We start from the raw sequence: 12,773 nt of genomic DNA on the forward strand, positions 1-12,773 counted from the left end.
TTGTCATCCGAAGCGTCAAAGCGCGCGCTCTCGCCCGTCGCCGCGCGCGCCTTGAAAAGACCTCGATCGCCGATGTCGCAGCCGCCGATGTGCCCGAGGCCGATCGACGACCTCAGGTAGGTCGGGCTCACCGCAGGGCGGGCCGCGAGATCCGGCCGAGCAGGTTCGAGATCGCAGGCCAGAACAGCGCCACCAGGCCCAGCGCCATGATCGAGCCGACCAGGCCGTTCGACCAGAACACGCCGAGGCTGCCCTGGGAGATCAGCAGGGACTGGCGGAACGACTCCTCGGCCTTGTCGCCCAGCACGATGGCCAGCACCAGCGGCGCCAGCGGGTAGTTGCACTTCTTCAGGAAGTAGCCGGCGATGCCGAACACGAACATCATGATGACGTCGAACGTGTTGTTGTGCACCGTGTAGGCGCCGATGGCGCAGATCACCAGGATGATCGGCGCGATGATGCCGAAGGGCACGCGCAGGATGGCGGCGAACACCGGCACCATGGTGAGCACGACGGCAAGGCCCACGATATTGCCGAGATACATGCTGGCGATCAGGCCCCAGACGAAGTCCTTCTGCTCGACGAACAGCAGCGGCCCGGGCTGCAGGCCCCAGATCAGCAGGCCGCCCAGCAGCACCGCCGCGGTCGGCGACCCGGGCACGCCGAGCGACAGCATGGGCAGCAGGGCCGACGTGCCGGCGGCATGGGCGGCGGTCTCCGGGGCGATCACGCCCTCGATGTCGCCCTTGCCGAAATTGTCGCCCTTGCGCGAGGCGCGCTTGGCGATGCCGTAGCTCATGAACGAGGCCGGGGTGGCGCCGGCCGGGGTGATGCCCATCCAGCAGCCGATCACGCAGGAGCGCAGCGAGGTCATCCAGTAGCGCGGCAGCTCCTTCCAGGTCTGCAGCACCACGGCGGGATTGATGCCCGCGGCCTTGCCCTTGAAGCTCAGCCCTTCCTCCATGGTGAGCAGGATCTCGCCGATGCCGAACAGGCCGATCACCGCGATCAGGAAGTCGAAGCCGCCCAGCAGCTCGGTCGAGCCGAAGGTGAGGCGCAGCTGCCCGGTCACCGTATCGGTCCCGACCGCGGCCAGGGCGAAACCCAGCATCATCGCCGCGATGGTCTTGGCCGGCGGCTCCTTGCCCATGCCGACGAAGCTGCAGAAGGCGAGGAAGAACACCGAGAATTTTTCCGCCGGGCCGAACTGCAGGGCAAAGCTCGCGACCAGCGGCGCCGCCAGGGTGATCACGATGATGGCGAACAGCGCGCCGACGAAGGACGAGGTGAAGGCGGCGGTCAGCGCCTCGCCGGCCTGGCCCTTCTGCGCCATCGGATGGCCGTCGAAGGTCGTCGCCACCGACCACGGCTCGCCCGGGATGTTGAACAGGATCGAGGTGATGGCGCCGCCGAACAGGGCGCCCCAGTAGATGCACGACAGCAGGATGATGGCCGAGGTCGGCGACATGCTGAAGGTGAGCGGCAGCAGGATGGCCACGCCGTTGGCGCCGCCCAGGCCCGGCAGCACGCCGATGATCACGCCCAGCACGATGCCAACCAGCATGTAGAAGAGGTTCTGCCAGCTCAGCACCACGGCAAAGCCGCCGAGCAGGTCGCCAATGCTTTCCATGGTTTCCCCGGATTCCCTTGCCCGGCCCTAGAGCCCGAGCATCTCCTCGATCGGCCCCTTGGGCAGCGGCACGAGGAACCACTTCTCGAACGTCATGTAGATCAGGATCTGCAGCCCGACGCTGATGGCGAGCGTGAGCGGCCAGCCGTAGCGGCCAAGCCAGCGCATGAAGCCCGCCGTCAGCACGAAGGACGGCAGGTAGATGCCGAGCCACGGCACGGCCGCGACATAGATCGCCAGCGGCCAGACGATCTTGAGCACCTGGCGGATCTGGCCCCATTCGGCGAACAGGGCGCGCGCCGGCTGGGCCAGAGCGCGCACCAGGTTGACGAGGCTGGCGGCGACGATCGCCAGCCCGACCCAGAAGGGGAAGAAGCCAGACTGCGGGCCTTCGGCACCCCAGCCGGTGCCGACCTTCAGGCTGCCGAAGATCGTGACGGCGCCGAGCAGCAGGATGAAGACGGCGACGCCGGCCTCGACCTGGCGCTGGCGCGGGCCGGCCGGGCGGGACTCCGGCGCATCGGACATGCCGTGGCTCCTTTGGTCAGTTGCTGGCCAGGAAGCCCGCTTCCTTCATCAGGTCGCGATGGCGCTTCTCCTCGTTCTCGACCCAGGCCGCGTAGTCGGCCCCCGTCATGAAGGACTGGTTGAACGCGCCTTCGGTCATGAGCTGCGCCCATTCCGGCGTCGCCCGGACCTTCTTGAACAGCTCGACATAGAAGGCGACGGCCTCCTTCGGGACGTTGGCCGGCATGAACACGCCGCGCAGCATCAGGTATTCGATGTCGAGCCCCTGCGATTTGCAGGTCGGGATGCTCGACCAGGACAGGTCGCCCACGATCTTGTCCTGAACCGGCAGGGTCTTGCTGTCGAACACGCAGAGCGGCCGCAGCTTGCCGGCGCGCCACTGGGCAACCGCCTCGATCGGGTTGTTGACCGTGGAATCCACATGCTTGCCGACCAGCTGGACCGCGACCTCGCCACCGCCCTTGTAGGGCACGTAGGTAATCTTGGCGCCGATCGCCTTCTCGATGGCGACCGTGATGATCTGGTCTTCCTGCTTCGACCCGGTGCCGCCCATCTTGAACTGGCCGGGCGGCGCTGCCTTCACCGCCGCGATGTATTCCTGCACCGTCTTGTAGGGCGAGTCGGCATTGACCCACAGCACGAACTCGTCGAGCGCCAGCATGGACACCGGCGTCATGTCCTTCCACGAGAAGGGAATGCCGGTCGCCAACGGCGTGGTGAACAGGTTGGACAGGGTGATGATCAGCTTGTTCGGGTTGCCCTTGGAATTCTTGATGTCCAGGAAACCTTCGCCGCCGGCGCCGCCCGCCTTGTTGACCACCACCATGGTCTGCTTCATCAGGTTGTGCTTGGCGATGATGCCCTGGATCATGCGCGCCATCTGGTCGGCGCCGCCGCCGGTGCCGGCGGGGACGATGAACTCGACGTTGCGCGTCGGCTCCCAGGCATTGGCGGGTGCAACCCACGCGGTAGCGGCGGCAAAGGCGGTCGAGGCGGCAAGAGCAAGCGACCGCCGCCGCGGCAGAGCGTTCACAGTCATTGTTTCCTCCCTAGAACTGTCTTTTTGTAAGCTTGGGAACTCGTGATCTTGGTGTCTTGTGATCGATTTTGAGTCGATCTTGGCCGTGGTGTGCACCATCGTCAAGGTTGCGCTGTTGCTGTAGGCTGCGTGATAGAGTTCGACATGATCGACAAGCTCGAATTTCTGATTGCTCTGGCGCGGGAGCGGAACTTCGGCAGAGCGGCCGAGCTGTGCGGTGTGACGCAACCGACCTTCTCGGCCGGCATCAAGCAGCTCGAGGCGACGCTCGGCGTGCTTCTGGTCCATCGCAAGTCGCGCTTCGTCGGCTTCACGGCCGAAGGCGAGCGCGTGCTCGACTGGGCGCGCACCATTGTGGCCGACAGCCGTGCCATGCGCGAAGAGCTGCGCGCCCTGAAGCATGGCCTGGTCGGCCGGCTGAAGGTCGCTGCCATCCCGACCGCGTTGCCCATGGTGTCAGCTCTCACCACGCCCTATCGCGCCAAGCATCCGGAGGTGAAGTTCACGGTTCTCTCGCGCACCTCGATCGAGATTCTCTCGATGCTCGAGAACCTCGAAGTCGACGCTGGTCTGACCTATATCGACAACGAGCCGCTCGGCCGGGTGCGGGCCGTGCCTCTGTATCTCGAGCAGTATCGCCTGCTGACGTCGGAGACCAGCCCGTTGGGCGACCGTGACCAGGTGACCTGGGCAGAGGTGGCGCGGATTCCGCTCTGCCTGCTCACGCCGGACATGCAGAATCGCAGGATCATCGACCAGCACCTGCGCGCCGCGGGCGGTGTCCCCGATCCGACGCTCGAATCGAACTCGATGATCGTGCTCTTCTCGCACGTGCGAACAGGTCGATGGGCGAGTGTCATGCCGGAGAAGCTCGCCGATACGCTCGGCCTCACCCAGCATTTGCGCTCGATCCCGATCGTCGAGCCCGAGGCGGTGCACGGCATCGGCCTGATCGTCGCCGATCGCGAGCCACTGCCACCCTTGGTTGCCGCCCTGCTGGCGGAGGCGAAGACCCTTGCGGCCACGCTTCGTTAGCACCGCAGACGCCGCTGCCTCATTTTCCTCCCCAAGCTACGCTTGGGGAGGTGTCGCCGTCTTTCGGCGACGGAGGGGTCATGAGCCTCAGTCCCGCTGCTCATGACCCCTCCTCCCCGTGTGACGGGGCACCTCCCCCAGCGAAGCTGGGGAGGAGAGTGAAAGGCGCGCCCATATGCGAAGGCGCGCACCAGTCGTTGAGCGTCCGACGCCGGTGGTTAGTCACCAAAAGTGTATCGATGGAGCGCTGACGATAGAGATTCTCTATCACTTCACCCGACAGCTTTATTGCATGGCTGCTGCCTCGGGCTGATTTTCCGCCCAAAGCGGAGACCGCAGATGCCGACCAATGCGGCATGGGATGAACACGAGGCGAAAACCATCATCGACCTGCACAAGGGACGGGAAGGGGCGTTGCTGCCCATCCTGCACGACCTGCAGGCGGCCTTCGGCTGTGTTCCGCCGGCGGCAGTCCGGGTGGTCGCCGATGCGCTCAACCTCAGCCGGGCCGAAGTCCATGGAATCGTGACCTTCTATCACGATTTCCGCGAGCAGCCGGCCGGCCGCCATGTCCTGAAGCTGTGCCGCGCCGAAGCCTGCCAGTCGATGGGGGGCGAGGCGCTGGCCCGCCGGACGCTCGACCAGCTCGGTCTCGAGTGGGGCGATACGACGCCGGATGGCCGCCTGACTGTCGAGGCCGTCTATTGCCTCGGCCTCTGCGCCTGTGCGCCATCGGCCCTGCTGGATGGCGAACCGATCGGGCGACTGACACCGAAGGCGCTCGACGACATCGCGGCAGAGGTCGGGCCTTGACGACCCGCCTTTTCGTGCCGCGCGACGCCGCAGCCCGGGCGGTCGGCGCCGACAGGGTGGCGGCCGCCCTCGCCGGCGAGGTGCTGCGTCGCGGTCTCGACATCGAGATCGTGCGCACCGGATCGCGCGGCCTGTTCTGGCTCGAACCGATGATCGAGGTCGAGACGCCGGCCGGCCGAATTGCCTTCGGGCCGGTGACGGCCAGCGATGTCGCCAGTCTCCTGGCCGGCGGCATGCCGATCGATACCAGCCATCGCCTGTGCCTTGGCCGGCCGGAGGAGATTCCGTTCCTCGCCCGGCAGACCCGCATCACCTTTGCACGCTGCGGCATCGTCAATCCGCTGTCGCTCGCCGATTACCGCGGCCATGGCGGCTATCGCGGGCTGGAGCGGGCGTTGAGCCTCGGGCCGGCCGCGACGCTCGATGAGGTGACCAAGTCGGGCCTGCGTGGCCGCGGCGGGGCCGGCTTCCCGACCGGGATCAAGTGGAAGACGGTCGCCGACATGTCGGCCGATCGCAAATACATCGTCTGCAATGCCGACGAGGGCGATTCCGGGACTTATGCCGATCGCATGATCCTGGAAGGAGATCCGTTCGCGCTGATCGAAGGCATGACCATCGCGGGCTTCGCCGTCGGCGCGACCAAAGGCTACGTCTATATCCGCTCCGAATATCCCGACGCTGTGCGCACCATGACGGAGGCGCTGGCGGTCGCCCGTGCCGAAGGCTGTCTCGGCGCCGATGCCGCAGGATCCGGTATCGCTTTCGACATCGAGGTCCGCGTCGGCGCCGGCGCCTATGTCTGCGGCGAGGAGACCTCGCTGCTCGAAAGTCTCGAGGGCAAGCGCGGCCAGGTGCGCGCCAAGCCGCCTCTGCCGGCGCACAAGGGACTGTTCGGCCGGCCGACGGTGATCAACAACCTGCTGTCGCTGGCCACGGTTCCGGCGATCCTGGCCGATGGCGCGGCCCCCTATGCGGCGCTCGGCACGGGCCGCTCGCGCGGCACGATGCCGATCCAGCTGGCCGGCAATGTCAGGCATGGCGGGCTGTTCGAGGCCGCCTTCGGTCTCACCCTGGGCGAGATCGTCGACGACATCGGCGGCGGCACCTCGAGCGGCCGGCCGGTGCGCGCCGTCCAGGTCGGCGGCCCGCTCGGCGCGTATTTCCCGCGTGCCCTGTTCGACACGCCGTTCGACTACGAAGCCTTCGCCGCCCTCGACGGGCTGATCGGCCATGGCGGCGTCGTCGTGTTCGACGACAGCGTCGACATGGCCTATCAGGCGCGCTTCGCCCTGGAGTTCTGCGCCATCGAATCGTGCGGCAAGTGCACGCCCTGCCGCATCGGCTCGATCCGCGGCGCCGAGACCATGGACAAGATCATCGCCGGAGAGAGGATTGACGCCAACCTCGCGCTGATCACCGACCTTTGCCAGACGCTGAAGTTCGGCTCGCTGTGCGCGCTCGGCGGCTTCACGCCCTACCCGGTGATGAGCGCGATCAGGCATTTCCCCGAGGATTTCAACCGTCCGCGCCTCAGCGCGGCGGCGGACTGAGAAGGAGTGCGCCATGCCGCTCGTTCAGGAAATCGACTACGGCACGCCGGCCAGCAAGGCCCGCGAGCAGGTGACGCTCACGATCGACGGCGCCCAAGTCACAGTGCCGGCAGGCACCTCGATCATGCGGGCGGCGATGGATGGCGGCATCCAGGTGCCCAAGCTCTGCGCCACCGACTCGGTCGACGCCTTCGGCTCGTGCCGCCTCTGCCTGGTCGAGATCGCCGGACGTCCTGGCACGCCGGCCTCCTGCACGACACCGGTCGCATCGGGCATGGTCGTGTCGACCCAGACCGAGCGGCTGAAGCAGGTCCGCAAGGGCGTGATGGAGCTCTACATCTCCGACCATCCGCTCGACTGCCTGACCTGCGCGGCCAATGGCGATTGCGAGCTGCAGGACATGGCGGGCGCGGTCGGCCTGCGCGAGGTGCGTTACGGCTACCAGGGCAAGAACCATCTTGGCGCGACGAAGGACGAATCGAACCCGTATTTCACCTTCGATCCTTCCAAATGCATCGTCTGCTCGCGCTGCGTGCGCGCCTGCGAGGAGGTCCAGGGGACTTTCGCGCTCACCATCCAGGCGCGCGGCTTCGACTCCAAGGTCTCGTCCGGCATGGCCGAGGCCTTCATCGACTCCGAATGCGTGTCATGCGGCGCCTGCGTCCAGGCCTGCCCGACGGCGACCCTGATGGAGAAGACCGTCATCGCCACCGGCCAGCCCGAGCATTCGGTGGTCACGACCTGTGCCTATTGCGGCGTCGGCTGCAGCTTCAAGGCCGAGATGCGCGGCGAGGAGCTGGTGCGCATGGTGCCCTACAAGGAGGGCAAGGCGAACCACGGCCATTCCTGCGTCAAGGGCCGCTTCGCCTGGGGTTACGCCCAGCATCGCGAGCGCATCCTGAAGCCGATGATCCGCGAGAGCATCGACCAGCCGTGGCGCGAGGTGAGCTGGCCGGTCGCCATCGATCGCGTCGCCTCGGAGTTCCGCCGCCTGCAGGGCAAGTACGGTCGGCTGGCGATCGGCGGCATCACCTCGTCGCGCTGCACCAACGAGGAGACCTACCTGGTGCAGAAGCTGATCCGCGGCGGATTCGGCAACAACAACGTCGATACCTGCGCCCGTGTCTGCCATTCGCCGACCGGCTACGGCCTCAAGACCACCTTCGGCACCTCGGCCGGCACGCAGGATTTCGACTCCGTCGAGCAGAGCGACGTCATCGTCGTGATCGGCGCCAATCCGACGGACGCCCATCCCGTCTTCGCCTCGCGCATGAAGAAGCGGCTGCGCCAGGGCGCGCGGCTGATCGTGATCGATCCGCGGCGCACCGATCTCGTGCGCACGCCGCATGTCGAGGCCGATTTCCATCTGGCCCTTCGACCCGGCACCAATGCAGCGATCCTGAATGCGCTGGCCCACGTCATCGTCACCGAGGGGCTGGTGAACGAGGCGTTCGTCCGCGAGTTCTGTGACCGCGACGCCTTCGAGCACTGGGCCGGGTTCGTCGCCGACGCGAGCAACAGCCCGGAGATGGTCGGCCTGCTCACCGGCGTCTCACCCGACGCGATCCGCGGCGCCGCCCGGCTCTATGCCGCAGGTCCCAACAGCGCGATCTATTACGGGCTCGGCGTCACCGAGCATAGCCAGGGCACGACCTCGGTCATGGCGATCGCCAACCTCGCCATGGCGACCGGCAATCTCGGCCGGCGCGGCGTCGGCGTGAACCCGCTGCGCGGCCAGAACAACGTCCAGGGCTCGTGCGACATGGGCTCGTTCCCGCACGAGCTCTCCGGCTATCGCCATGTTTCCGAAGATGCCACCCGGACAATGTTCGAGAAGCTGTGGGGGCGCCCGCTCGACAGCGAGCCCGGCCTGCGCATCCCCAACATGTTCGATGCGGCGATCGACGGCACCTTCAAGGGCATCTACGTGCAGGGTGAGGACATCCTGCAGTCCGATCCCAACACCAAGCACGTCAAGGCGGCGCTGGCGGCGATGGAATGCGTCGTCGTGCAGGACCTGTTCCTGAACGAGACGGCGAACTACGCCCATGTCTTCCTGCCCGGCTCGACCTTCCTCGAGAAGGACGGCACCTTCACCAACGCCGAGCGCCGCATCAACCGTGTGCGAAAGGTGATGAGCCCGAAGAACGGCATGGCCGATTGGGAGATCACCCTCGCCATCGCCAAGGCGATGGGCTTCGAGATGCCCTACGGTCATCCCTCCGAGATCATGGACGAGATCGCGCGGCTGACCCCGACCTTCGCCGGCGTGTCGTATGCGCTGCTCGACAAGGTCGGCTCGGTCCAGTGGCCGTGCAACGAGAAGGCGCCGGCCGGCACGCCGGTGATGCATATCGGCGGCTTCGCCCGCGGCAAGGGCAACTTCATGATCACCGAGTACGTGGCGACCGACGAGCGCACCGGCCCGCGCTTCCCGCTGCTGCTCACCACGGGACGGATCCTGAGCCAGTACAATGTCGGCGCCCAGACGCGGCGCACCGACAACGTGGTGTGGCACGACGAGGACGTGCTCGAGATCCATCCGCACGACGCCGAGCAGCGCGGCGTGCGCGATGGCGACTGGGTGAAGCTCGAGAGCCGCGCCGGCGGCACCGCGCTGCGCGCCCGCCTCACCGACCGCGTGGCGCCGGGCGTGGTCTACACGACCTTCCACCATCCGACGACCCAGGCCAACGTCGTGACCACTGATTTCTCCGACTGGGCGACCAACTGCCCCGAATACAAGGTCACCGCCGTCCAGGTCTCGCCCTCCAATGGCCCGACCGACTGGCAGCGCGACTACAACGAGCAGGCCGACCGCAGCCGGCGCATCGCGCGGGTGGCGGCGGAGTAGACATGTCGAAGCGCTCTTCTTTTTCTCCTCCCCAGCTTCGCTGGGGAGGTGTCGCCGTCTTACGGCGACGGAGGGGTCATGAGCCTCAGGCTCAACCCACTCCCATGACTCATGACTCCTCCGTTGGCGAAGACGCCGACACCTCCCCAGCGAAGCTGGGGAGGAGGCAATGAGAATCCGAGGAGCCGCCATGTCGTCGCCCGACAAGCTCGTCATGATGGCCAACCAGATCGGCAGGTTCTTCACGCCGCAGCGTGGCGCCGACCCGGTCGAGGCAATTGCCGACCACTTGCAGAAGTTCTGGGACCCGCGTATGCGCGCTGACATCGTGGCGCATGTCGCGGCGGGCGGCGCCGGGCTGGACGCGCCGGTGCGCGAGGCCGTCGGCCGCCTCAAGGAAGCAGGGGGCCGTCTTGAAGCCGTCAACCGACTACCAGATCGTCTTTGACCAGATCGGCGGCGCCGACGCCCAGCTGGTGCGCGACCGCCTCGACATGTTCAACATCGGCGTGACCGGCCTGTCGGCCTACTATCCCCTGCACCTGTTTCTGAAGAGCCCGCGCGGCGAGACGATGGGCGGGCTGCTGGGCGGCATCTGGGGCGGCTGGCTGCGCATCAGCTACCTGTGGGTCGACGAGGCGGCGCGCGGCAAGCGCTGGGCGACCCGGCTCATGGACACGGCCGAAGCCTATGCCGTCGAGCGCGGCTGCCATTCGGCCGAGCTCGATACCCATTCCTTCCAGGCCCGTCCTTTCTACGAGCGGCGCGGGTACGAGGTCTTCGGCGAGCTCGACGACTATCCTAAGGGCCACAAGAAGTTCTTCCTGAGGAAGAAGCTGCGATCCTGACAAACTTCACGAACCCCGATGAACCGGTCGTCACACTCGCCGATATTCGCCGTCAGCTGGATGTCGCTTAGTCTAGAGCGTGATTGCTTCAAGTGGAAACCTCACCCTGAGGAGCCACGCGAAGCGTGGCGTCTCGAAGAGTCCGCAACAGACGTGCTGTAGCTGACCCTTCGAGACGCGGCCTGCGGCCGCTCCTCAGGGTGAGGACATTTCTGGCGCTTCAACCAAAGACGATCACGCGCTAGCCTGGGATTGGTTCGCTTCGAACCGGGCGGACGTCTCTTCTGTCATCCTGAGCGCAGCGAAGGATCTCATCGCCAGAAGGTTCAAAGCACTCACGCGGCGATCGGCGATGAGATCCTTCGCTGCGCTCAGGATGACAGCGAGAATGCCCCTCTCGGATAGTGCCCCGAGCTGCAAGGCTCAGCGCACCCCGAGCTCCCGCAGCCTCATGTCCACGGCCAGCAGATCGATCCAGCTCTGGCGCTTGCTGGCCGGGGTGCGCAGCAGATAGGCCGGATGGAAGGTCGGCAGCGTCGGCACGGTGCTGCCGTCGTCGAGCTGGACGGCCGTCCACTTGCCGCGCAGGCGCATGATGCCTTCGGTCGTATCGAGGATCGCCTTGGCCGACGTGCCGCCAGCCAGCACCAGCACTTTGGGCCGCGCCAGCTCGATGTGCCGGCGCGTGAAGGCAAGGCAGATCGCCTGCTCGGCCGGCGTCGGCGTGCGATTGCCTGGAGGGCGCCAGAAGATGATGTTGGTGATGTAGAGGTCGCGCTGGCGGCTCATGCCGATGGCATCGAACATGCGGTCCATGAGCTGGCCGCTGACGCCGACGAACGGCTTGCCCAGGCGATCCTCGTCGGCGCCGGGCGCCTCGCCGACCACCATGACCGGTGCGCCTGCAACGCCGTCGGCGAACACCGTGTTCTTGGCGGTGCGCTTCAGCGCACAGCCTTCGAAGGCGCGGATCGCCGCTTCCAGCTCGTCCACGCTGCTGCAGTTCTGCGCCAGCGTCCGCGCATCGGCGACGAGCTGCGGCGATTCGAGCGGCACAGGCGCCCGCGTCGGCAGCGACGTCAGCGAGGCGGACCGGGGCATGGCCGCTGGTGGTGCAGCCGACGCAGCGGCCGCGACACGCGCCACCGCGCCTTGCGGCAGGGGGGCCGCCACGGCCACGGGGGCCGGCGGCGGCAGGGCAAACCGGTCGACCGGCTCCTCGCCGATGGTCTCGTCGAGCCCCTGCTCGACGTACCATCGCAGGAGCGCGGCCAGGTCCTCGCGGGCGAGCGTCTGCATCAGGGCAGGCGTTTCAGGAAAGCGCCCAGGATGGGTGCCCACAGGGCGGCGTCGGCATGGCTTGCCATATGGCCCTTGTTGGTCGGCAATTCGACGTAGGTGACGTCGATGCCCGTCTTGCGCATGTCGCTGACGTACCCCGGACTCAAGGCGATGTCGAACAGCTTGTCCGACGGCGACTGGACGTAGAGCACCCTGGTGTCCCTGAGCTTGGCGTAATCGGCCGTGATGTCGAAGCTGCCGATCGCCTTGCGCAGGACGACCATCGAATGGCCGTCGTAGATCTGCGACCACGCCTGGGCGTTGGCGCGGATCGCCGCCTCGCGCGCTTTCGGGTCGGGCATGGTCTCGGCCAGGATCTCGTTCTGGCCATAATTCATCAAGGTCTCGAAGCGCAGCTCCTCGAGCGTGCGCGCGATGCCGCCGTTGTCGTAGTACCAGCCGCCATTCCAGTTGGGGTCGCTCGCCAGCCGCGCCTGCAGCGTCGTGAGGCGGTCAAGGCCGGTCGGCGAGCGCGGCGCGGTCACCGACGGCACGATCGCCTTCATGAACCCGGGATAGGAGGCCGCCCACTGGAACGACTGGAAGCCGCCCATCGACGGGCCGATCACCGCCACCAGGCCGGGCAATCCCAGGGAATCGACCAGCAGCTTCTCGGCCGTCACGATGTCGCGCATGGTGATGTCGGGGAAGGTCGGGCCATAGGGCTTGCCGGTGCGCGGATCGGGGCAGTTGGGCCCCGTGCTGCCGTGTGCCGAGCCGAGCGCGTTCACCGAGACGACGAAATAGCGGTCGGTGTCGACAGCCTTGCCCGGACCGATCAGGCCGTCGAACCAGCCGGCGGCGCCTTCGGCAACGCCGCGGCCTTGCTTGCCCGGTGCATTGCGGCCCGCCGCGTGATGGCTCGACGTGTAGCCGTGCACCACCAGGATGGCGTTGTCGCGGCCCGGCGCCAACGTGCCGTAGGTTTCGTAGGCGAGCTCCAGGACAGGCAGGGACTGCCCCGACTCCAGGCTAAAGTCACGCGCCGTGAAGAGTTTGCTCTCGATTGCGGTCAGCTCTGCCATGGGAATTCCCCTTTTCGGCGGGTGGCGATCCTGTCCCCGACAGGCTATCAACAGGCAGGATCGTCGTCGTCCGGCGGCGCGTCCATCTGGAAAAGGCATTGCACAGC

At 66.8% G+C, this 12,773-nt stretch carries 11 protein-coding genes; 6 read left to right on the forward strand and 5 right to left on the reverse strand.

The window, feature by feature from the left end:
• Nucleotides 1-127: 127 nt before the first annotated feature.
• The 3 genes from ACILR9_RS16340 to ACILR9_RS16350 are packed head-to-tail and all read right to left on the reverse strand — an operon-like array spanning nt 128 to nt 3,197.
• Complete coding sequence (locus ACILR9_RS16340) at nt 128-1,630, reverse strand: tripartite tricarboxylate transporter permease (protein WP_395711005.1); 1,503 nt, start codon at nt 1,628-1,630, stop codon at nt 128-130.
• 27 nt (nt 1,631-1,657) lie between these two features.
• The gene (locus ACILR9_RS16345; protein WP_395711006.1) at nt 1,658-2,158 is read right to left on the reverse strand and encodes a tripartite tricarboxylate transporter TctB family protein; all 501 of its coding nucleotides are present in this window, start codon (nt 2,156-2,158) and stop codon (nt 1,658-1,660) included.
• Between the two features lie 16 nt (nt 2,159-2,174).
• The gene (locus tag ACILR9_RS16350) at nt 2,175-3,197 is read right to left on the reverse strand and encodes a Bug family tripartite tricarboxylate transporter substrate binding protein (protein WP_395711007.1); all 1,023 of its coding nucleotides are present in this window, start codon (nt 3,195-3,197) and stop codon (nt 2,175-2,177) included.
• A 144-nt stretch (nt 3,198-3,341) separates the two neighbouring features.
• Between ACILR9_RS16350 and ACILR9_RS16355 the strand changes: the two genes are divergently transcribed.
• The 6 genes from ACILR9_RS16355 (at nt 3,342) to ACILR9_RS16380 (ending at nt 10,300) form a co-directional block, all read left to right on the forward strand.
• Nucleotides 3,342-4,232: a LysR family transcriptional regulator gene (locus ACILR9_RS16355; RefSeq protein WP_395711008.1), complete on the forward strand. Its 891-nt coding sequence runs from the start codon at nt 3,342-3,344 to the stop codon at nt 4,230-4,232.
• Between the two features lie 339 nt (nt 4,233-4,571).
• Nucleotides 4,572-5,045 (forward strand): formate dehydrogenase subunit gamma, encoded by a 474-nt coding sequence (locus ACILR9_RS16360; RefSeq protein WP_395711009.1) that lies wholly within the window; start codon nt 4,572-4,574, stop codon nt 5,043-5,045.
• Nucleotides 5,042-6,598, forward strand: coding sequence for a formate dehydrogenase beta subunit (locus ACILR9_RS16365; protein WP_395711010.1), 1,557 nt, complete (start codon nt 5,042-5,044; stop codon nt 6,596-6,598). Before ACILR9_RS16360 ends, ACILR9_RS16365 begins: the two co-directional genes overlap by 4 nt.
• A gap of 13 nt (nt 6,599-6,611) precedes the next feature.
• Nucleotides 6,612-9,452, forward strand: coding sequence for a formate dehydrogenase subunit alpha (gene fdhF, locus ACILR9_RS16370; protein ID WP_395711011.1), 2,841 nt, complete (start codon nt 6,612-6,614; stop codon nt 9,450-9,452).
• Between the two features lie 190 nt (nt 9,453-9,642).
• Nucleotides 9,643-9,900, forward strand: coding sequence for a formate dehydrogenase subunit delta (locus ACILR9_RS16375; protein WP_395711012.1), 258 nt, complete (start codon nt 9,643-9,645; stop codon nt 9,898-9,900).
• On the forward strand, nt 9,866-10,300 hold the full coding sequence (locus ACILR9_RS16380) for a GNAT family N-acetyltransferase (RefSeq protein ID WP_395711013.1): 435 nt from the start codon (nt 9,866-9,868) through the stop codon (nt 10,298-10,300). The genes ACILR9_RS16375 and ACILR9_RS16380 overlap by 35 nt, the downstream gene beginning before the upstream one ends.
• A 423-nt stretch (nt 10,301-10,723) precedes the next feature.
• On the opposite strand, the gene ACILR9_RS16385 is transcribed toward ACILR9_RS16380, so the two are convergent.
• Both ACILR9_RS16385 and ACILR9_RS16390 read right to left on the reverse strand, forming a co-directional pair.
• Nucleotides 10,724-11,599, reverse strand: coding sequence for a uracil-DNA glycosylase family protein (locus ACILR9_RS16385; RefSeq protein ID WP_395711014.1), 876 nt, complete (start codon nt 11,597-11,599; stop codon nt 10,724-10,726).
• Nucleotides 11,599-12,666 (reverse strand): alpha/beta fold hydrolase, encoded by a 1,068-nt coding sequence (locus ACILR9_RS16390; protein WP_395711015.1) that lies wholly within the window; start codon nt 12,664-12,666, stop codon nt 11,599-11,601. Before ACILR9_RS16390 ends, ACILR9_RS16385 begins: the two co-directional genes overlap by 1 nt.
• Nucleotides 12,667-12,773 lie beyond the last annotated feature (107 nt).

Source organism: Reyranella sp., from assembly GCF_044224635.1.
In the GTDB taxonomy this organism is placed as follows: Bacteria; Pseudomonadota; Alphaproteobacteria; order Reyranellales; family Reyranellaceae; genus Reyranella.